At 70.7% G+C, this 19,905-nt stretch carries 16 protein-coding genes; 7 read left to right on the top strand and 9 right to left on the bottom strand.

All coding sequences use genetic code 11. The features are described 5' to 3' along the window. The 3 genes from OG344_RS20140 to OG344_RS20130 form a co-directional block, all read right to left on the bottom strand. On the bottom strand, window positions 1–1,161 hold the full coding sequence (locus OG344_RS20140; RefSeq protein WP_405084403.1) for a 3-deoxy-7-phosphoheptulonate synthase: 1,161 nt from the start codon (window positions 1,159–1,161) through the stop codon (window positions 1–3). A gap of 146 nt (window positions 1,162–1,307) precedes the next feature. Further along, on the bottom strand, window positions 1,308–1,796 hold the full coding sequence (locus OG344_RS20135) for a PhzA/PhzB family protein (RefSeq protein ID WP_327044855.1): 489 nt from the start codon (window positions 1,794–1,796) through the stop codon (window positions 1,308–1,310). An 82-nt stretch (window positions 1,797–1,878) separates the two neighbouring features. Continuing rightward, window positions 1,879–2,982, bottom strand: coding sequence for a winged helix-turn-helix transcriptional regulator (locus tag OG344_RS20130; protein WP_405084402.1), 1,104 nt, complete (start codon window positions 2,980–2,982; stop codon window positions 1,879–1,881). Between the two features lie 606 nt (window positions 2,983–3,588). Between OG344_RS20130 and OG344_RS20125 the strand changes: the two genes are divergently transcribed. Both OG344_RS20125 and OG344_RS20120 read left to right on the top strand, forming a co-directional pair. Continuing rightward, a complete protein-coding gene (locus tag OG344_RS20125; RefSeq protein WP_405084401.1) occupies window positions 3,589–4,533 on the top strand; it encodes a sigma-70 family RNA polymerase sigma factor in 945 nt (314 codons plus the stop codon). Between the two features lie 25 nt (window positions 4,534–4,558). After that, complete coding sequence (locus OG344_RS20120) at window positions 4,559–4,954, top strand: VOC family protein (protein WP_405084400.1); 396 nt, start codon at window positions 4,559–4,561, stop codon at window positions 4,952–4,954. A gap of 168 nt (window positions 4,955–5,122) precedes the next feature. Here OG344_RS20120 and OG344_RS20115 read toward each other — a convergent pair whose 3' ends face one another. Then, complete coding sequence (locus OG344_RS20115; RefSeq protein WP_405084399.1) at window positions 5,123–5,650, bottom strand: sigma factor-like helix-turn-helix DNA-binding protein; 528 nt, start codon at window positions 5,648–5,650, stop codon at window positions 5,123–5,125. A 455-nt stretch (window positions 5,651–6,105) separates the two neighbouring features. Between OG344_RS20115 and OG344_RS20110 the strand changes: the two genes are divergently transcribed. Then, on the top strand, window positions 6,106–6,651 hold the full coding sequence (locus OG344_RS20110; RefSeq protein ID WP_405084398.1) for a hypothetical protein: 546 nt from the start codon (window positions 6,106–6,108) through the stop codon (window positions 6,649–6,651). 82 nt (window positions 6,652–6,733) lie between these two features. Here the strand turns inward: OG344_RS20110 and OG344_RS20105 are convergent, their stop codons facing one another. Together OG344_RS20105 and sigJ are read right to left on the bottom strand one after the other, a co-directional pair. Continuing rightward, window positions 6,734–8,401 carry a cytochrome bc complex cytochrome b subunit gene (locus OG344_RS20105; protein WP_405084397.1) on the bottom strand — a complete coding sequence of 556 codons (1,668 nt, stop codon included), beginning with the start codon at window positions 8,399–8,401 and terminating at the stop codon, window positions 6,734–6,736. Beyond that, complete coding sequence (gene sigJ, locus OG344_RS20100; protein WP_405084396.1) at window positions 8,394–9,452, bottom strand: RNA polymerase sigma factor SigJ; 1,059 nt, start codon at window positions 9,450–9,452, stop codon at window positions 8,394–8,396. The genes OG344_RS20105 and sigJ overlap by 8 nt, the downstream gene beginning before the upstream one ends. Before the next feature lie 195 nt (window positions 9,453–9,647). On the opposite strand from sigJ, the gene OG344_RS20095 reads away from it, so the two are divergent. The 4 genes from OG344_RS20095 (at window position 9,648) to galK (ending at window position 14,073) form a co-directional block, all read left to right on the top strand. After that, a complete protein-coding gene (locus OG344_RS20095) occupies window positions 9,648–10,613 on the top strand; it encodes a helix-turn-helix domain-containing protein (protein WP_405084395.1) in 966 nt (321 codons plus the stop codon). Next, window positions 10,610–11,023: a VOC family protein gene (locus OG344_RS20090; RefSeq protein WP_405084394.1), complete on the top strand. Its 414-nt coding sequence runs from the start codon at window positions 10,610–10,612 to the stop codon at window positions 11,021–11,023. Before OG344_RS20095 ends, OG344_RS20090 begins: the two co-directional genes overlap by 4 nt. A gap of 147 nt (window positions 11,024–11,170) precedes the next feature. Then, window positions 11,171–12,832, top strand: coding sequence for a catalase (locus tag OG344_RS20085; RefSeq protein WP_405084393.1), 1,662 nt, complete (start codon window positions 11,171–11,173; stop codon window positions 12,830–12,832). A 119-nt stretch (window positions 12,833–12,951) separates the two neighbouring features. Further along, window positions 12,952–14,073 (top strand): galactokinase, encoded by a 1,122-nt coding sequence (gene galK, locus OG344_RS20080; RefSeq protein ID WP_405084392.1) that lies wholly within the window; start codon window positions 12,952–12,954, stop codon window positions 14,071–14,073. Window positions 14,074–14,087: 14 nt separating this feature from the next. Here galK and OG344_RS20075 read toward each other — a convergent pair whose 3' ends face one another. The 3 genes from OG344_RS20075 to OG344_RS20065 all read right to left on the bottom strand — a co-directional run bounded on the left by OG344_RS20075 (window position 14,088) and on the right by OG344_RS20065 (window position 19,706). Beyond that, a complete protein-coding gene (locus OG344_RS20075) occupies window positions 14,088–15,644 on the bottom strand; it encodes a protein kinase domain-containing protein (RefSeq protein ID WP_405084391.1) in 1,557 nt (518 codons plus the stop codon). 67 nt (window positions 15,645–15,711) lie between these two features. Continuing rightward, a complete protein-coding gene (locus OG344_RS20070) occupies window positions 15,712–16,419 on the bottom strand; it encodes a M48 family metallopeptidase (RefSeq protein WP_405084390.1) in 708 nt (235 codons plus the stop codon). 29 nt (window positions 16,420–16,448) lie between these two features. Continuing rightward, window positions 16,449–19,706, bottom strand: a complete 3,258-nt coding sequence (locus OG344_RS20065) for a type I restriction endonuclease subunit R (protein ID WP_405084389.1) — start codon at window positions 19,704–19,706, stop codon at window positions 16,449–16,451. Between the last annotated feature and the right edge of the window lie 199 nt (window positions 19,707–19,905).

Below are 19,905 nucleotides of genomic sequence, written 5' to 3'. Positions count from 1 at the left end.
TCAACCGCCCCAGGCGGAGATGACCGAGACCGCCTGCCAGAGGGTCAGCCGGGGGTCACAGAAGCTGGTGTAGCGGTCGCCCACCTGGGCGAAGCCGCTCTCGTCGGCGACGCATTCGGTCACGTCGTCGGGTGTGGTCTCCAGATGGAGGCCGCCGGGGACGCCGTCCGCGCTCTCGACCGCGGTGACGAACTCGCGGACCTCCTGTCGCAGGGCCGGGACGAGACGGGTCTTGTGACCCGACGGGGTGACCCGGGTGTTGCCGTGCATGGGGTCGCAGAGCCAGATGACGGGGTGCCCGGCGGACCTCACGGTCTCGACGAGCGGCGGCAGGGCGTAGGCCACCTGGTCGGCGCCCATCCGGGCGATGAGGGTGAGCCTCCCGGGCTCGCGTTCGGGGTCGAGCCGCTCGCACAGGCCGAGCAGTTCGTCCTTGCTCGTCTTGGGGCCCACCTTGCAGGCGACCGGGTTGGCGACCTCCGCCAGCAGGGCGACGTGCGCGCCGTCCACCTGCCGCGTCCGCTCGCCGATCCAGGGCCAGTGCGTGGAGCCGAGGATCAGCCGCCCCGACGCGTCCCTGCGGAGCATGGGAACCTCGTAGTCGAGCAGGAGCGCCTCGTGGCTGGTCCACACGGGCGGGTCGATCGGGGACCGGGCGGACGGTCCGCGCCAGCCGAGATGCTCCATGATGTCGCTGGCCGCCATGTATCCGGTGAGGATCCGCAGCGGATCGGGCTGCCTGCTCTCGGCGGTCGGCTCGGGGCCGTTGACCATGTGTCCCCGGTACGCCGGGAGGGTGAGGTCGCCGATCTTCTCGGTGGAGCTCGATCGCGGCTTGGAGAACTGGCCGCCGATGCGGCCCGCCCTCAGCACGGGCTTGTGGGTGATCATCTTGAGCGCGCCGGCCAGCACGTCGAGGGCCGCGGACTTGCGGCTCACGTGCTCGGGCGTGCACTCCTCGGGGTTCTCCGCGCAGTCCCCGGACTGCATGACCAGGGAGTTTCCTGCGGCGACCTCCGCCAGGAGGGCACGCAGGGCGCGCACGTCCGCCGGCCTGACGAGCGAGGGGCGGGAGGCGAGCACTTCCTTGACGCGCTGGACCTGCGAGACATCGCTCCACTCCGGCTGCTGCAGCGCGGCGCTCAGCCGGATGGTGGGCATCACGTCATCCACGGTTCTCCATGGGGGGTCGAGATGAGGGGGTCGAGATGAGGGGTCGAGGCGCTCTCGGCGCCGTCGTCGTCGCCCGGCCGGGGACGGCTGGGGGATCGCCTGGCAGCCGCTGACGCTCACGCGGCGAATGTGACCTAGGTGGGGATTCCCGCACGCCTGATCTCGGGCACGGGGATGTCCAGCGCGCGCAGCTGCTCGAACGGGTTCATGAACTCGCGCTGCAGCTTGATCTTCCCGTTCTCCAGCTGGAAGGAGTGCAGGAAGTGGTTCCGGTAGTGGCCTTCGGGGTAACCGGCGAAGCGGATGGCGCCCTCACCGTCGCACTCCACCCAGAAGAAGCCGGGGTCGTCCGTCTCGAAGATCCGGATGTTGTACCAGACCCAGTCGGGGAAGCACTTCAGCGACCAGACGGCGTGCTCGCCGAGGCGGTCGCGCCCGCGGATCGCGATCGGCTGCCCGGTGTCGTTGGTCCACAGGCCGCCGACGCCGTCCTCGGTGAACAGCAGGTGCCGCCGCAGCCGGTCCTCGCCTCTGGTGTTCATGTACTGCTCGACCGTCGCCCGGTTGATTTTCCGGAGTTCGGTCTCCGCGTCGCTTCCCGGAAAGTGAGTCGTCTCTGACACGATGAACCCTCCAACGAATGACGATTAATGGCGATATTTCACCCTGTGCATTCTTCGCAGAAGCACCTCCGTCGATTTCCGGTCATCCTGGGAAACGGTCTCGCACCAGGTTCGCCAGACGTTCCCATTCCTCCGATCTCCTGAGCACGACGGCGCGGACGAGCGGCATGCAATGGGTCGGGACCGCCTCGGCGATCTCCTTCCACTGGGCCGGGCCCATCTCCGTGGCCAGGAGCATCCGCAGCAGCAGCCGCCCGGACTCGGTCGCCCGCAAAGACGGGTCACGCGCGAGCTTGCGCAGCACGGACGCCGTTTCTACCGCCTCCTCCGCCGGGCATCCCGGCGGCCTCGGCTCGCCGCTGCGCCGGCTCTCCAGGTGGGGGCGACGGGACTGCGCCGCCCGCCGGACGACCCCGGTGCGCGGCGGCGGCCCGTCCTGGGCTCGCGCCGTCTCGTCTCGCGGCCCACCGCCGGTGTCCTCCCTCGCGCGGAGCCGGTCCGGGATCGGATCCTGCCCGCGGTCGAGTCGCTCGCGCACGTCCCGGACGGTCCCCAGCGAGAGCCCGGTCTTCCTGGACAGCTCGCGCAGGGAGATCTCCGAGTTGGCCGCCAGCAGGGCGGCGGCGCTGCGACGCCCCTCGACGCTGCTGACCGGCCGGGACTTCCCGTCCCGGCCGACGCGGCTGAACTGGACCTGCCCGCCGAGCCGCCGGCGCAGACCGCCGACGGTCTTGGCGCTGAGTCCCGCGTTCTCGGCCACCATCCGGTCGGACCAGTGCGGATGGGAGGCGATGATCCGCCCGGCCGCCTCCTTCCTTTCGTCTAGCGTGAGCGGCAGTCCGTGGCCGACGTTGAGCCGGACCGACAGGACGAACGCGTCGGCCTCGCTTCCGTCGAAGAACCGGACCGCGATCTCGTTCCTGCCCTTCAGCACGGCGGCGCGCAGCCGGTGCATGCCGTCGATGACCCGCATCGTCGGCCGGTGCACGAGGAGCGGATCGAGCGCGCGGTCCATCTCCGCGAGCGTCCGGACGTGCGCCGGGTCCTCACGTTGCTTCCGCGGCGACAGCGAGGACGTGAGATCGCGAACGGACACGATCTCCCACGGCAGGTGGCGCAGGTCCGCCACGTCGGGGAGGCGAGTGCCGAGTTCGCGATCGGTGTCGGCTGCGGTGTGAAGTGTCACTGCGGGGCCTTCCTATGAAGGAACAGGGGCAGGGGCGAATTCTTCACAGGAGCTCAACTGCGCTCAGCTTATGGTCAGGACGATTGCCATACCAGAGCAGAACAGGCACATTCATGACAAGTCATCCATAATTTGGATATCGGTCTTCCCGTCCACGGCGGCGGGACCATGAATATTCGTCGAGGTATCACAATCGCGACATATAGCGAAATGCACAGCACGGCATGACCAGCGTCACGGAGCCGTACCCGCCTTAAGGGGCGACCGTTTCGTCAGGCGCCCGGAGATCCGCAAGGCCCCGGACGACCCGGCAGGCCCCTGGTACATATCCTTCAGCGGCTCACCGGCCATCGATTTCGGACATCGTTCTCGATTTTCGGCACATCGCGAAAGTGTGAGCAGCCGATGCGAGGATAGTATGCACCTCGGGCGGCAACCGGCCGGTGCGCTTCACGGCCGGAGAGGTCACCCTTGGTGCCCCTCTCCGTCACGTCGGTTCAGGCGAACCGGCAACAATAATCAGTACGGGCACTGACGTCTCCTTGTCAAACGTGCGTTCTCCATCTCCCCACCTGTACGACGAACCGCGACGGTGAAAGGTGACCGATGAACGACCAGGCCCAATTGGCCGAACACTTCGACCGATCCCGCGGACATCTGCGCGGAGTCGCGTTCCGCATGCTGGGCAGCGCGGACGAGGCCGACGACGCGGTGCAGGAGACCTGGCTGCGCGCCTGCCGCGCCGACTCCGGCTCCGTCGAGAACCTGACCGCCTGGCTCACGACGATCACCGGGCGAGTCTGTCTCGACATGCTGCGCTCGCGCAGCCGCCGGCGTGAGGACTTCGCCGACCTGACCGAGCTCGACCTGCTGGCCCCCCACGAGGAGACCGCCGACCCGGCGGACGAGGCGGTGCTGGCCGACTCCGTCGGTCTCGCGCTGCTCGTGATCCTCGACACGCTCGGCCCGGCCGAGCGCGCCGCCTTCGTGCTGCACGATCTGTTCGCCGTGCCGTTCGACGAGATCGCCGTGATCGTGGAACGCACGCCGGCGGCGGCGAAGAAGCTGGCCAGCCGGGCCCGCCGCCGGGTGCACGACACGGCCGACGTCCCCTCCTCCGACCTGGTCAGGCAGCGTGCGGTGGTGGACGCCTTCCTGGCCGCCTCCCGGGCCGGCGACATCGGCGCACTGCTCGCGGTGCTGGCCCCCGACGTCGTACGCCGGGCCGACGCCGTCGCCCTGCGCGGGCAGGTCAGGGCGCAGGCGGAGATGCGGGGCGCGCGTGCGGTCGCCGAGGAGACGCGCACCAACGTCCGCAGGGCGCGCTTCGCCTGGCCCGCTCTCGTCAACGGCGCCGTGGGCGCGGTGGTCGCTCCGCACGGACGCCTCCAGCTCGTCCTCGAGTTCGCCTTCGCCGGTGACCGCATCGCGTCCATCGACGTCATCGGCGACCCCGTCCGCCTGAAGGAGGTCCGGCTCGGGCTCGCCGACGGCGCCCCGGCGGTGGCCGCACCGTCCGTACGGCGCCGGTTCCCGGTGCGGAGCGCGTGACGCCCGACGACCGCCTGGAGGCATCGTGATCGTGAATCCACGGCTCGCCGTGCTCTACGTCAGCGACCAGAGCAGGACCCTGGAGTTCCTCACCGGGACGCTGGGCTTCGAGCTCGCGGCGGACGTCCCCCAGGGGGAGGGACTCCGCTGGGTGGAGGTGCGCCCGCCGGGCGCGCAGACCTGTGTGGCGCTCGCCGCCGTCGAGCCCGAGATCCTGGAGGCGCTGGAGGCCCGGGCCGGACGGATGACCCACGGCTGGTTCGACTGCGACGACGTCGACGCCACCTGCCGGGACCTGCGGGCGCGGGGCGTGGAGATCGTCGTGACGCCGCAGGCCACCCCGTGGCGGGAGGGGGGCCGGTGGGCGCAGATCCGCGGCCACGACGGCAACCTGTACGGGCTGACGGAGCGAGGCCGCTGACCGCGGGCGGTGCCGGATGCGGCGTGGTAGGCGGCGTGGTACGCGGCGTGGAGCGATACCAGGTGCGGAGTGGTACCAGGTGGTGACACCAGGTGCGGAGCGGTGCGGGCGCGGGTGGTAACTGCGGGTTTTCCTCAGTTGCACACCCCGCTCCCTCCGCTGTGCGGCTCAGCCGCCGTCGTGCCGCCGGACGGGGCGCACCTCGCAGCGCACCCGCGCTCTGGCCCTGGCGTCGATCACGTCCACCGCCTCCTCCGTGAGCCCGGTCACCGCGGCGATGTCGGCCTGCGCGAGCCCGAAGCCGTGGTGCAGCAGGAACACCGTCCGCTCGTCCTGGTCCAGCATGCCGAGGACGGCCGACAGGGCCGCCGAGACCGACTCGGCCAGTTGCAGATCGGGCTCGCCCCGCAGCGGCTCCGGCAGCCAGGGGCCGATGTGCTCCTCGCCGTTGGCCTGAGCGACGCGCAGGCGCGTCAGCGCCAGCACGGTGACCAGCCCGATGAGCGCGTTCGGGAATCCCGCCGAGCGGTCGCCCTGACCGGCCAGCCAGCGGGCCCGGGTCTCCTCGACCACGCGTGCGGCCTCCCCGCCGTCGCCGAGCACGCTGCGCGCCACCGCGTGGAGCAGAGCGGCGTGCTCCTCGAACGCCTGGAACGCGTGGTCCGCTCCGGCCGGCCCATCCGGATTACGCTCCATGCGCTCTCCTCGAAGTCGTGGTCCGATCTCCGGACGCCGCCCACCGGGCCGGCAGCCGTACGTCGCCGCCCGTCGCCGGCCCTGCCGGACACCTGTAACCGCGGCGCCGCAACCCCCGCGCCGCCCGATTCGACGATTTTCTCGTCGCCCGCAATTTACACCGGCGGAACCGCCACGCCCAGAATTCCTCCCTCTCCCTTGCTGAATTCCCTTGGCCGGTGTCTCTTTGCCGACGGCCCCCGGCGGTGCCCGCGGGCGCGCCGGATCGCCTCTTTCTCATTAAGACGAACGCGGCCCGCGGAATGTGACACGCGAACGCGCGGCGAATTGCCCCCGCAATGCGGATGTCACGTTCCGGCCCCCGGGATACGTCATTCTTCTGGCGGCTCGAATCGGCGGAACCCCTCCGCTCGCCACCGTGCCGCCTCCCTGCCGCACAGCGAGGTGAACAACTGATGGTCTTCGTCCCGGACGCGTCCCACGCCGATCCGAGCGCGTGGCGGATCGCCATGGACGCCAGCGAGGGAACGCTGTCGATGTCGACGTCGAAGGGGCCCCGGCTCCTGCACGAACTGCCATGTTTCCACGGCTCCTTCTATCTGAGCCCTCCCGGGCTGCTGGCGGGCTTCACGCTGCAACTGCCGTTGCCGGTCTATCCGGCGTGGCTGCAGGAGGACGAGGCCCCCGTGCTCTTCTGGGAGTCGGTGGACCTTGAGACCGGACACGCCCCCAACGAGGTCATGGGGAACGCCCGGCTGCGGCTCGGCAGGCGGGAGACCTCGGCGGCCGTGTCCGCCCTGTGCACGGAGGTCCCGGTCGCCTGCACCGGCCGCTCCTACCTGAAGATCGTGCTGGAGACCGTGTTCCCCTCGGTGAGCCTGCGCTGGCCGGCCGAGGCGTGGCAGCGGCTGCGGCCGGTGACGCTCAAGCTGTTCACCGAGATCCGCCCGGCCGACCCGCCGGAGTCGCGGTGGGCGATGCCGGAGCAGCGGGATCGCTGAACAGGACCGCTGAGCAGGACCGCTGAGCAGCCGAACGTGGTCCGGGCCATCCGGCCCGGACCACATCGGCGCCCAGAACGGGTCAGCGCGTCAGCGCGCGGTCCTGCCCGTCCGGAAGGGCGTTCGGGGACGCGCCCGCCGGGAGTGCGGCCTGCCCGTTCTCGCCGTGCGGGCCGCCGTTCGCGATCGGGATCCTCTCCCCGCCGTACGCCCTGGACATCCGCAGGCGCAGCCTGCCGATCGGCCCGCGCATGCCCTTGGGGGGCACGGTCTCGTCGTACGGCAGCACCGGCACCGGCTCCCGGCCGCGCAGATGCGCCTCGATGTCCTCCGCCGGTCGCGAGTGGACCTCGACGTACCTGCCGTCCGGCAGCCGTCTGATCACCCCCGACTCCACGCCGTGCGTGAGCACCGCGAGGTCGGAGCGCTGCAGCCCCAGGCAGATGCGGTAGGTGATCATGTAGGCCAGGGCGGGCGCGACGAACACGAGGATCCGTCCGGCCCAGGTCGTCGTGTAGAGGCTGACGCGGAAGTTCGCGGAGATGATGTCGTTGCCGCCGAACAGCCACAGCACGCCGTAGAACGCGATGGCCGCCATGCCGATCGAGGTGCGGTGCGGGTTGTCGCGCGGCCGGTCCGCGAGGTGGTGCTCGCGGTGGTCACCGGTGATCCACCGTTCCAGGAACGGGTAGAGCGCCATTCCGACGACGATGATCCCCAGCGGCACCAGCGCGGGGATGACGACGCTGAGCGGGACCGTGCCGGCCTGTGCGGTGCCGAAGAGGTTGGTCTCCCAGGCGGGCATGATGCGCAGCGCCCCTTCGAGGAAGGCCAGGTAGAAGTCGGGCTGCGAGCCGGCCGAGATGTCGGCGGGGCTGTACGGCCCGTACAGCCAGACGGGGTTGATCTGCGCGAACGTGCCGAGACCGGCGATCACGGCGAACGTGAACAGGAAGAACGCCCCCGACTTCGCCATGAAGGCCGGGTAGAAGGGCGCGCCGACCACGTTGCGGTTGGTGCGTCCCCTGCCGGGGAACTGCGTGTGCTTCTGCACCCACATCAGGATCAGGTGCGCGGTGACCAGCGCCAGGATCAGGCCGGGCAGGAGCAGGATGTGGATCGAGTAGAAGCGGGAGATGACGTCCTCGCCCGGATACTCGCTCCCGAACAGGAAGAAGTTGACGTAGGTGCCGACCACCGGCAGGCCGATGACCACCCCCTGGGTGACCCGGAGGCCGGCGCCCGACAGCAGGTCGTCGGGCAGGGAGTAACCGGTCAGGCCCTCGAACAGCGCGACGGAGAGGATCACCACGCCGATGATCCAGTTGAGCTCGCGCGGCTTGCGGTAGGCGCCGGTGAAGAAGACCCGCAGCGCGTGCGCCATCATGCCGCCGATGAAGATCAGGGCGGCCCAGTGATGGATCTGCCGGATGAGCAGGCCGCCCCGGACCTCGAAGCTGATCTTCAAGGTGGACGCGTACGCCTCGGACATCGCCACCCCCTTGAGCGGGGCGTACGTGCCGTCGTAGACGATCTCTCCCATGCTCGGCCTGAACCAGAACGTCAGGAAGGTGCCCGTGAGCAGCAGGATGACGAACGAGTACAGCGCGATCTCGCCGAGAAGAAACGACCAGTGATCGGGGAAGATCTTTCGCAGGTTGCGTCTCGCGAAGCCGCCCGCGCCCAGGCGGTCGTCCAGGAATGCGGCCGGCCCGGCGATGCGTTCGGGCACGGTTCTCAGTTCACTCAAAGGTGGTCTCCGTTCTGCCTGGCCCGAGCCTCCGCGTCGCTTCTCTCGCGGCCCGTCGGCCCGCGGCGCGGACGGGCCTGGGTCGTCCGGGGCGCCGGCCCCCGACGCCCCCGAGCTTGTCCTGGTTGGCGATGATCCAGATGCGCGTGACCCGATCGGCGGCGAGGTCGACGTCGACCACGATCACCGCGATCGGCTCGCCCCCCGCGGTGATGAGCGCCGCGGGCCCGCCGTTGACGTCCACGACGGATCCGCTCCCGGTGTCGCGCCTGGCGTCGTCCCCGGTGTCGCCCCTGGTGTCGCCGGTCTCCGCGACCGCGGCGCCGTCAGGGCGCAGGACCCTGCGCAGGCCCCGGACGAGGAGGCGGCCGACCTTCTCCGCACCCTCGACCCGGTTCCTGGCCACGCCGCGGCGGCCGTTCCCGTCGATGCACAGGGTGACCTCGGGGGCGAGCAGGTCGAGCAGCGCCCGCAGGTCGCCGCCCAGGCAGGCGGCCAGGAAGCGCTCCGTCACCCGCCTGCGGACGTCGCGGTCCTGCCGGAACCGGGGCCGCCGCTCCCGCACGTGCGAGCGGGCGCGGCGGGCGAGCTGCCGGACCGCGGCCTCGGACCGGCCGACCATCACCGCGATGTCGGCGAAGGAGAACTCGAACGCCTCGCGGAGCACGAACACGACCCGTTCCAGCGGGGAGAGGGTCTCCATCACCACGAGCATGGCCACGGAGACCGAGTCGGCGATCTCCGCGCCGTCCTCGATCGCGGGTCCGGTCGGCAGCGGCTCGGGCAGCCACTGCCCGACGTACGCCTCCCTGCGGGCCTTCGCCCACCGCAGCCGGTCGAGGGCGAGCCTCGTCGCGACCTGGACGAGGAAGGACCGGGGGTCGGCGATCCTGGCGTGGTCGACGCGGTCCCACCGCAGCCACGCCTCCTGGACGACGTCCTCGGCGTCGGTCACGCTGCCCAGCACCCGGTACGCCACCCCGAAGAGCAGCTCACGGCTGCTCTCGAAACTGGCGACCGGCGCGGGCTGCCCCTCGGTCACCGCGGGCATCTGGCCTCCTTGTCTCCGCCTCCCCTATAGAGACGCGCCGGAGGCACGAGACGTGACACGGGCGGCACGGGGCGCGAGACCACCGGCCGCCGCGCTCACCCACGGCCCGGTCATCCCGTACGGCGGCAGCGAGGGGCGCCGGTGACTGACGCGTTGCCCTTCGGGGAGACTGGGGACGCGGAGGGAGGAGCGCGGATGGCGGCATCGGCACGGCGGACAGCGGACCCCTGCAAGGACCCCGGCAAGGACCCCGGCGAGAAGCCCGGCGAGGACACGGGCGAGAAGCCCGGTGAGCGGGAGGAGGCCCGGTACGTCCGGCGGCGGCCCGCTCCCCCGCTGCGTCCGCTGGTCGCGTGGTACAGCGGCTACCGCGACGCCGGCGTCCCGCCCGGGACGCACCGCGGCCTGCCCTCGCCGTACCTGACCATGATCGTCACGCTGGACGATCCGCTCGTCGTCGCGGCGCATCCCGATCCCCGCACCCCGGCGGGGTCGTACGACACGCTGGTGGGCGGGTTGCACACCGCTCCGGCGATCGTCACCCACGACGGGCGGCAGTCGGGGGTCCAGCTCGCGCTCACGCCGCTCGGCGCGCGGGCCCTGCTCGGGGTGCCGGCCGGGGAGCTGTCCGGGCTCGACCTGGACGGCGCCGACGTTCTCGGCGCCCTGGCGGGCGAACTGCGCGAGCGCCTGCTGGGGGCGCCCGGCTGGAACGAGCGCTTCACGGCCCTCGACGCGGTCCTGGCCCGGCACACCCGCCCCATCCGGGAGCGGCCGCCGGAGGTGACCCTGGCGTGGCGGCGGATGCTGGCCGCCGGCGGCCGGGTCACCGTGTCCGGCCTCGCCCGCGAGGCGGGCTGGAGTGCCCGGCACCTCAACAGCCGGTTCCGGGAGGAGATCGGCCTGTCCCCCAAGGAGGCGGCGCGGGTCGTCCGGTTCGACCGGGTCCGCCGCCTGCTGCAGAACGCGGCGGCGTCCGGACGGCGGCTCGCGCTGGCCGACGCCGCGGCCGAGTGCGGGTTCTACGACCAGGCGCACCTCGCCCGCGAGTTCCGGAGCCTCGCCGGATGCTCCCCGAGCCGGTGGCTGGCCGAAGAGGGGGCGCCGTTCCGATACGTCCAAGCCCCGCCCGAGGACGGACGGCCAGACTCGGCGGCATGAACGACACCACACCAGCACCTCAGGTATGGCCCTCGCTGCGGGCCAGGGACGCCCGGGCGTTGATCGCCTTCCTCGTCGAGGCCTTCGGCTTCGAGGAGACCGCCGTCTTCGGCGAGGGCGACCACGTCGGCCACGCCCAGCTCTCCTGGCCGCCCGGCGGCGGGATCATGCTGGGCAGCGTCCGCGAGACGCCGGACGACAAGTGGAACCTCGCCCCCGGCACGTTCGGCGCGTACGTCGTGACCGGCGACCCCGACGGGCTGTACGCGCGGGCGACCGCCGCGGGGGCGCGCGTCGTCCAGGAGCCGTACGACACCGACTACGGGTCCCGCGAGTTCGCGGTGCGCGACCCGGAGGACAACCTGTGGTCGTTCGGCACCTACCGCGGCGAGCCGCGCGTGCGGGGCTGATCACGCTGACCACCCTCCGCCGCCCCGCCGGGCAATGCCCGGCGGGGCCGGACCGATCTCCGTCTCCGTGAATACCCCGCCGAAAACCGGATATGGAGGCATTGACAAGGACTAACAGTTCAAACGTGATCTGAGAGGAGCCGTCCCATGACGGACGTGTCGAGCAGGGGACCGGAGCCCGGTGACGAGCGCCCGGTGCTGACCAACCGTCAAGGGCACCCGGTCTACGACAACCAGAACCAGCGGACGGTCGGCGCACGCGGTCCGGCCACCCTCGAGAACTACCAGTTCCTGGAGAAGATCAGCCACTTCGACCGGGAGCGCATCCCGGAGCGGGTGGTGCACGCGCGCGGCACCACGTCGTACGGCTTCTTCGAGGCGTACGGCACGTGGGGCGGCGAGCCGATCGCCCGGTTCACGAGGGCGAAGCTGTTCCAGGAGGCCGGCAGGCGCACCGACGTGGCCGTGCGGTTCTCGACGGTGATCGGGGGGCGGGACTCGTCGGAGGCCGCCCGCGACCCGCGCGGGTTCGCGGTGAAGTTCTACACCGAGGACGGCAACTGGGACCTCGTCGGCAACGACCTCGCGGTGTTCTTCATCCGCGACGCCATCAAGTTCCCCGACGTGATCCACGCGCTCAAGCCGGACCCGGTGACGTTCCGGCAGGAGCCGAACCGCATCTTCGACTTCATGTCGCAGAGCCCCGAGAGCATGCACATGCTCGTCAACCTGTTCAGCCCGCGGGGCATCCCGGCTGACTACCGGCACATGCAGGGCTTCGGGGTCAACACGTACAAGTGGGTGAACGCCGAGGGCGAGACCCACCTCGTGAAGTATCACTGGATGCCCAAGCAGGGGGTCCGGAGCATGACGGCCGAGGACGCCGCCCGGGTCCAGGCCCACGAGCTGGGACACGCGACCAAGGACCTCCGCGAGGCGATCGACCGGGGCGACCACCCGGAGTGGGAGCTGCTCGTCCAGATGATGAGCGACGAGGAGCACCCCGAGCTGGACTTCGACCCGCTCGACGACACCAAGGTCTGGCCGGAGGAGATCTTCCCGGCCAAGCCGGTCGGCCGGATGGTCCTGGACCGGACCGTGGACAACGTCTTCGCCGAGAACGAGCAGATCTCCTTCGGCACCGGCGTCCTGGTCGACGGGCTGGACTTCTCCGACGACAAGATGCTGGTGGGCCGCACGTTCTCCTACAGCGACACCCAGCGCTACCGCGTCGGGCCGAACTACCTGCAGCTGCCGGTCAACCAGGCCAAGAACGCCGACGTGCGGACCAACCAGCGCGACGGCTTCATGACCTACCGGCAGGACCAGGCGGGCGAGAACCCGCACGTCAACTACGAGCCCTCGATCACCGGCGGGCTGCGCGAGGGGCAGTTCCCGACGCACGACGAGCAGGGCCCGGAGATCGCCGGCAGGCTCACCCGCAAGCGCATCCCGCGGACCAACGACTACAAGCAGGCGGGCGAGCGCTACCTGCTCATGGAGCAGTGGGAGCGCGACGACCTGGTGGAGAACTTCGTCGGGCAGCTGTCGCAGTGCGTGCGACCCATCCAGGAGCGCATGGTCTGGCACTTCCTGCTGGTCGAGGACGACCTCGGGCTGCGCGTCGGCGAGGGCCTCGGCATCACGCCGGACGACGTCAAGCACCTGGAGCCGCTGGCGAGCCAGGACCTGACCGACGAGGACAGGCAGCGCCTGTCCGCCCTCGGCAAGAACGGCCCGCGCGACGTCTCAGGCCTGAAGATGACGCACTGCGTCCCGGACGAGCGGGCCGAGGTGCCCGCGATGTGACACCCGCACAACGGGGCGAAGGGGCCCGGCTCGGCATCCCGAGCCGGGCCCCGGCACGTCGGCGACCTTGAAGGTCGCTAATCTACGGGGAGGCCGAGGATGTCGAGGAGTGTGCGACTGTGGGCGTTGCTGGTGCTTTTTTCCAGGCGTACGGCGAGCAACCCGCCGGAATCTGGCACGCGCCCGGCCGGGTGAACCTGATCGGCGAGCACACCGACTACAACGACGGCTTCGTGCTGCCGTTCGCGGTGCCGTGGGGCGTCACCGCGGCCGTGCGTCCCCGCGAGGACCTCACGGTGCGGATCGCCTCCCTCCAGATGCCCGGCGAGGAGCAGGCGCTGGACGACCTCGACCGGGCCGAGGGCTGGGCGCGTTACCCGGCCGGGGTGATCCGGGTGATGCGCGGCGCCGGCCTGCCGGTCCGCGGTGCGGACATCATGATCGACGGCGACGTCCCCACGGGCGCCGGGCTGTCGTCCAGCGCCGCGCTGGAGGTGTCGGTCGGGCTCGCCCTGAGCGATCTTCACGGCCTGGGCCTGGAGCCGATGGAGCTGGCCAGACTGTGCCAGAAGGCCGAGAACGAGTTCGTCGGCATGCCCTGCGGGATCATGGACCAGGCGGCCTCCGCACTCGGCCGGGAAGGGCACGCGCTGTTCCTCGACTGCCGCTCGCTGGCGAGCCGCGCCGTTCCGTTCGACCTGTCGGCGTACGGCCTGCAGATCCTCGTCATCGACACCGGCGTCCACCACGAACTGGCCGACGGGCAGTACGCGAGGCGGCGCCAGGACTGCGAGAACGCGGCCAAGCACCTCGGCGTCGCGTCGCTGCGGGAGGTGACCGACCTCGCCGGGGCGCTGTCCCGGCTGAGCGGCGACGAACGGGCCCGCACCCAGCACGTCGTCACCGAGAACCACCGGGTGGAGGCCGTCATCGGGCTGCTCCGCGCGGGAGCCGTACAGGAGATCGGCGCCCTGCTGAACGCCTCGCACCTGTCGCTGCGCGACCAGTACCAGGTCTCCTGCCCGGAGCTGGACGTCGCGGTCGAGAGCGCGGTCCGGGGCGGCGCGCGGGGTGCCCGGATGACCGGCGGCGGCTTCGGCGGCTCGGCCATCGCGCTCGTCGCCGACGACCGGGTGGACCGGGTGCGCACGACGGTCGAGCGCGCCTACGCCGAACGCGGCTGGGCCCCGCCCACGTTCCTGCCCGCCACTCCCTCCCCCGGCGCCCGCCGCGTCCACTGAGCCCACCGGCCGCCTCAGACCTCCAGGGCCGCGAGCCCGTCACGCACCCGCACGGTCGCCGGGTGGTCGTTCCCGTAGCGGCGGCACAGGTCGTCGTACAACTCGGCGAACGTGTGGCGGGCGGCGGCGAGGTCGCCGATCTTCTTCTGCAGTTCGCCTATCTGCCTGCGCAACTCCAGCGTCCGCTGGTCGTCGGCCGGATGAACGCGCCGTTGGTCCGCGAGGAGGTCGTGCAGAAGGCGGAGCGCCAGGTCGCCGTCGTCGCTCCGCTCGTGGCAGGCGGCCTCTTGCAGGCGGCACTGGAACGTCCGCTCGTCGTCCGGCCCATGACGGCGGGCCAGGTCGAGGGCGAGCCCGTTGAAGGCGGCGGCGGCCCGCCGGTGATCGCCGCCTTCGAAGAGGGCGTTCGCCAGCTGGGTGCGCAGATCCAGCACCTCGGGGTCGTCGGTGCCGTACGCACGGCCCGCCGGATCAGCCACCGACGCCAGCATGGTGGCCGCTTCCTCGTACCGCGAATGGCGAAGCAGGGACATCGCCTCACGGCGGACCCGCTCCAGTGCCTCCCGGCTCGGCTCGCCGTTGTTCGCGCGGACGTTCGGGACCACCTCCGGTGCGGCGGCCACACCGGGAGAAAGGCCGGGAGACAGGAGGACCCGGCTGACGGCGTGAGCGTACATGCGCGTGGCGCTCGGCCCGGCGGTCGTGATCCCGGGCAGGTGGCCCACCCCCGTCACGTACGCCATCAGCCGGTCGTGCACCACCGCGGCGCTCTCCGGCCGGTCTTCGGCGCGTTTCGCCACCAGTGACGCGATGATCTCGTCGAGTTCCCGGGGCACGTCCGGGCGGGAAGACCGCACGGCGGGAGGCGCGACGTGGACGTGCTGCTCCTGCACCTCGAATTCGGTGAGCCCCGCGAACAGCGGCTCACCGGTGAGGAGCTCGTACAGCACGCATCCGAGCGCGTAGAGGTCGCTCCGCGGAGTCACCGTGCCCGCGCGGATCTGCTCCGGCGGGCTGTACGACACGGTGCCGAGCACCTGGCCGGTCCGCGTGAGCTTCGACGCGCCGGGATCGTGCAGCATGGCGAGGCCGAAGTCGAGGACCTTCACCGTGCCGTCGGGGCGGACCATCAGGTTGGCCGGCTTCAGATCCCGATGCAGGATCCCCTGTTCGTGGGCCGCGCCGAGCACCGCGGCGATCTGGGCGCCGACCGCGGCGGCCCACCCGACGGGCAGCGGCCCGTGCTCCGCGACGACGTCGTCCAGCGTGACGCCCTCGACGAACTCCATGACGAGAAAGAGCCGGCGCCCGGCCACCGGGTCCTCGAACGCCCCGAGGTCGTGGACGGCGGGTGCGCCCGGGTGGTTCAGCCGGGCCATGACCTGGGCCTCGCGGCCGAACCGGCGCTCCATCTCGGGGTCGGGCCGGTCGTCGGGGAAGCGAATCAGCTTGATCGCCACACGCCGGTCCAGGACCTTGTCCTGGCCGCCCCACACCGTGCCCATGGCGCCCCTGCCGAGATGCACGGCGTCCAGCTCGTACCGGCCGAGAATCACCGTACGGTCGGGCACGACGCCTCCGGGTGCGACGGAAAGATCGACGCCAGGAATCTACCCCGCCCGCCGGCCACTCGTGTCGTCAGCGGCCTTCCGGGGGCAGCCACAGGTCGGGGCCGAGCCGGTGCAGGCGCTCACGGCAGCCCTCGTAGCCGGGCAGCACCCGCTCGACCAGCCGCCAGAACTCCGCGCCGTGGTCCTGCCGCTCCAGGTGGGCCAGCTCGTGGACGAGCACGTAGTCGATGAGCGTCGGCGGCAGTTGCATCGTCGCCCAGTGGATGTTGACCCTGCCGTCCGGTGAGCAGGACCCCCACCGGTAGCCCAGCGGCAGCACCCGCAACCCGGTCACCTCGACGCCCGTCCGCTCGGCCCAGGGCCGGACGCGCCGCCTGAGCCACGGCTCGCCGGCCCGCCGATACCAGCGGACCAGCTCCCGGGCTCCCCCGCCCCGGCCCAGCTCCAGCCGCCCGCGGATCAGCCGCACCTCCCGGCCCGGCTCGACGAGCCGCAGCCGGAACGACCGCCCGAGGTACGGGAATCCCTCCCCGTCGACGTACTGCCGGGCCGGGCGGGCCTCGCCCAGCTCGCGCCGCTCGGCGAGCTTGCCGTACAGCCAGGACCGTTTGGCCTCGACCACCCTGACCAGCTCGGCCCTGGACACCTGCGGGGAGATGACCGCGGTGACCGAGGCGTCCCGCTCGACGGTGAGCCGCACGGTCGTGCGTCGCGGGCTCACCGACACGGCGATGTCGAGGTCGCCGACCCGCAGGACGCCGGGGAAGTCACTCACGGGCATCAGCATGCCAGGTCAGGGCCTGCTCAGGGCTTGGGGATCCGCCGCTGGTTGTGCCTGATCACGTCGAGCAGCTGGGAGGAGATCTTCTTGAGGTCGTCCTCGTCGCAGACATCGGCCTCGAACAACAGCCCCGAGATGCGCCGCCGGAACTTCTCCTGGTCGGTGCGCTTGGCCTGCTTCCAGAAGTCGGTGCGGTGGACGGTCTCGACGGCCAGCGCGTACACCTTCCTGGTCACGTCCACCAGGGCGGTGTCCTGCGCGTCGTCGGCGGAAGTGGCGGTCTCGCCGAGCAGCACGCCATAGAGGGCGGTCTCCACGTCGCCGAGCCCGTGCGGGTTCTCCGGCCGCTCCTCGACGATCTCGGTGAGCAACCCCTGCAACGCACGCACCTGCGCCTCGATGTCGTCGGCCAGCTCCTCCAGGATCTTCTTCAGCCGCTCGCTGAGCAGTTGGTAGCGGTGCGGGTCCTCACCGGCGTGCACGGAGATGTGGTGGCGGATGGCGTGCTCCATCTCCGACGCCTTCGCGCGCGGGCCGGGCAGCTTGTCGACCTTCTCCGCGAAATCGGGCGCGGTGAGCGCGACCGGAGGCAGCGTCAGCTCGATGCCGAGCGACACCACGTGATCGTCGATCAGCTCGCGGATCTTCTCGCCGTACACCGAGGGGTTGAACTCGCCTCCGTCCACCCGGTAGCGGCGTACGGCGGTCACCTTGACCACCGTGAAGTGCTTGGCGTCCGGCAGGAACCGCTTGGCGTGGGGGTCGGGCAGCACCGCGTTGACGGTCTTGAGGAACCGGGCCAGCTCGACGTTGAACTTGTCGCGCAGCTCGTCGTCGGCGAGCAGCTGGACGCAGCTCTCGACGTCGTCGGCGTCCACGCCCCGCTCGGAGAACAGCATGCGCAGCCGGGTCCGCCGCGGCTCCAGCTTGTGGATCTCGTCCTGCGGGTCGCGCATGGCGTTCTCGACGTCGGCCGCGTCGTCGCTGTCGTAGTCCTCCCGGGCGTAGAGGCGCAACGCCTGCAGCAGGTTCTCCGCGACGCCGTGATAGTCGACGACGTAGCCGAAGTCCTTGCCGTCGGAGGTCCGGTTCACCCGGGCGATCGCCTGCAGGAGCTCGGCCTCCTTCAGCCCCCGGTCCAGATACATCACCTGCTCGATCGGCGCGTCGAACCCCGTCAGCAGCATCGCCTGCACGATGACGAACCCGATCTCCGACTCCTCGTAGGGCTGGGTGAAGCCGGCGATGCGGGCTTTCCGCTTCACCGGGTCCGTCCACTCGGCCAGCTGCTGCTCACGCTCGGAGTTTCCCTCCGAGATGACGGGCACGAAGTCGATCCGCTTGAGCAGCTCGAGCTGGCGCGAGGCTCTGACCAGGTAGGCCTCGCGCCTGCGTAACCCGTCCACCTCGTCGAGCGGTGTCGCCAGCACCTTCGGCGGCAGCCGCTCGATCTCCCCCACCAGCTCGTCACGCGCGGCGAGCAACGCCTCCCGGTAGCGCACGGTCGCCTCCCGGTCCTCGGCGACGACCTGAGCCTTGAAACGCTCGGGCAGGATCTTCTCGACATAGTGCCGCAGGATGTTCTTGGCCTTGGCCGCGATCATCTGCTCGGCGGCCGAGACCTTCCCCTTGGTGGCGTAACGCCGCTGGAGCTGCTCGCGCTCCTCCTCGGTCAGACCTTCGAAGTCCTCTTCGACGATGTCGTCGAGCTCCCGGCCGTCGCGGACGGCGCCGCGAACCGTCCGCACCTCGTAGACGATCGGCACGATCACGCCGTCGTCCTCGGCGTCCTTGAGCCGATACTTGTCGATGAAAGGGCCGAACAGATCCACGCTGGTCTTGCGCCGGCTGTTCCTGGTCATGATGGGGGTTCCGGTGAACCCGATGCGGGCGGCGTTGGGCAGCGCCTCCCGCAGGTTCGCGCCCAGCGTGGCGCTGTGAGAGCGGTGCGCCTCGTCGATCAGGACGACGATGGACTCGTCGGTGTTCAGTTCGCCGAGCGGGGTGCCCGCGGCCATGCCGGTGCCGCCATTGCCGGTGTCCTGGTTCTTCTGGATCATCACGAAGACCACGCCGGGGCCGTGCTTGCGCAGGGCCGCCTGCGCCTTGGCGCCGCTCGTCGCCACGTCCAGGTGCTCACCGGCGAGCTCCATGGTCTCGCTGAGCTGCCCCTGGAGCTGGGTGCGGTCGGTGACCACCACCACCTTGGCGTCCGCGAGGGCCGGAGTCGCACGCAGTCTGCGTACGAGAAAGGTCATGGTGAGGCTCTTGCCGGAGCCCTGGGTGTGCCAGATGATCCCGCCGCGCTGGTCCTGCCGGCCGTGCCGCAGCCGCGTCTTGCCGGTCAGCAGCCGCTCGACGGTCTTGGCGACCGCGCGGTACTGCTGGTAGCGCGGCGCCGCCTTGATCTTCGCGCCCCGCTCCGTGGTCATGAAGGTGACGAAGTTGTGCACGATGTCGAGCAGCCTGGCCTTGTCGAGCACCGCTCCGGCCAGGATCTCCTGGCGGCTCAGCGTGTCCTCCGGCTTGCCCAGACCCGCCGCGAGCTGCCTGGCCGTGAGCGGGTAAGGATCACGCCACGGCACGTAGTGCTTCTCCGTCGCGGTGAACGTGCCGAGCTTCGCCTCCTCGCCGCTGGTGACGACGGTGAGCTGCACGGTGTGGAACAGCCTCTGGTTCCCCGTACGGATATCGGTGCGGCGCTGCTCGGCGTAGTCGCGGATCTGGTTCACCGCGCTGGTCAGGTCGATGACCTTGGGCTGCTTGCACTCGACGACGACCAGCGGAATGCCGTTCACGAACAGCACCAGGTCGGGCACGACCGAGTTGCCCTGCGATCCGGGGATGTCGACCCGGAACTGGTTGACGACCGTGAAGTCGTTGTTCTCGGGGTGCTCCCAGTCGATGTAGTGCACCCGGCGGCCCTTGCCGCCCTCCCAGCCGGGCACGCCCTCCACGATGTGCCCGTTGATCAGCAGCTCGGTCGCCTTCTCGTTGGCTTCCAGCAGGCTGCTCGCCGGGAGGCGGGTGAGCTGGTTGACCGCGCTGGAGATCCGGGCCTCGTCGAGCCACGGCTGCCCCTCGGCATCGAGGTTGATCTCTGCGATGGCGGTCCGGAGCACGTCTTCGAGGATCACCTCGCTGAAGGAGGCGCGGCCCGACCTGTACGGGAGGATCGGAACGACCGCCTCCGGCGGGGCGCCTTCGAGGTGCCGCCACCCCATCCCCTTGAGCTGCTCGATCAGCGGTCGCTCGACTAACGCGTACTCCAGATCAGCCACACGAACCCCTCGCCGCCCGCTCGTTGCGCGAATCTTCGACGCCGAGGCTAACCGATCCACCTAACCACGACAATATCCGACGTGACTTGAGTTCACAGCGTTAGGCAAGTGAGACCTGGCGGCGCAAGCCGTCCTCTCCCCCCGCAAGGGCCTGCTCGGCCTCACCCAGTACCAGGTCCGTAAGTGGACGCCGTGACAT

This window comes from Microbispora sp. NBC_01389 (assembly GCF_045040095.1).
Classification (GTDB): Bacteria; Actinomycetota; Actinomycetes; order Streptosporangiales; family Streptosporangiaceae; genus Microbispora.
Note: the sequence above shows the minus strand (reverse complement) of the source record. Positions and strands in the feature narration are given on the sequence as shown.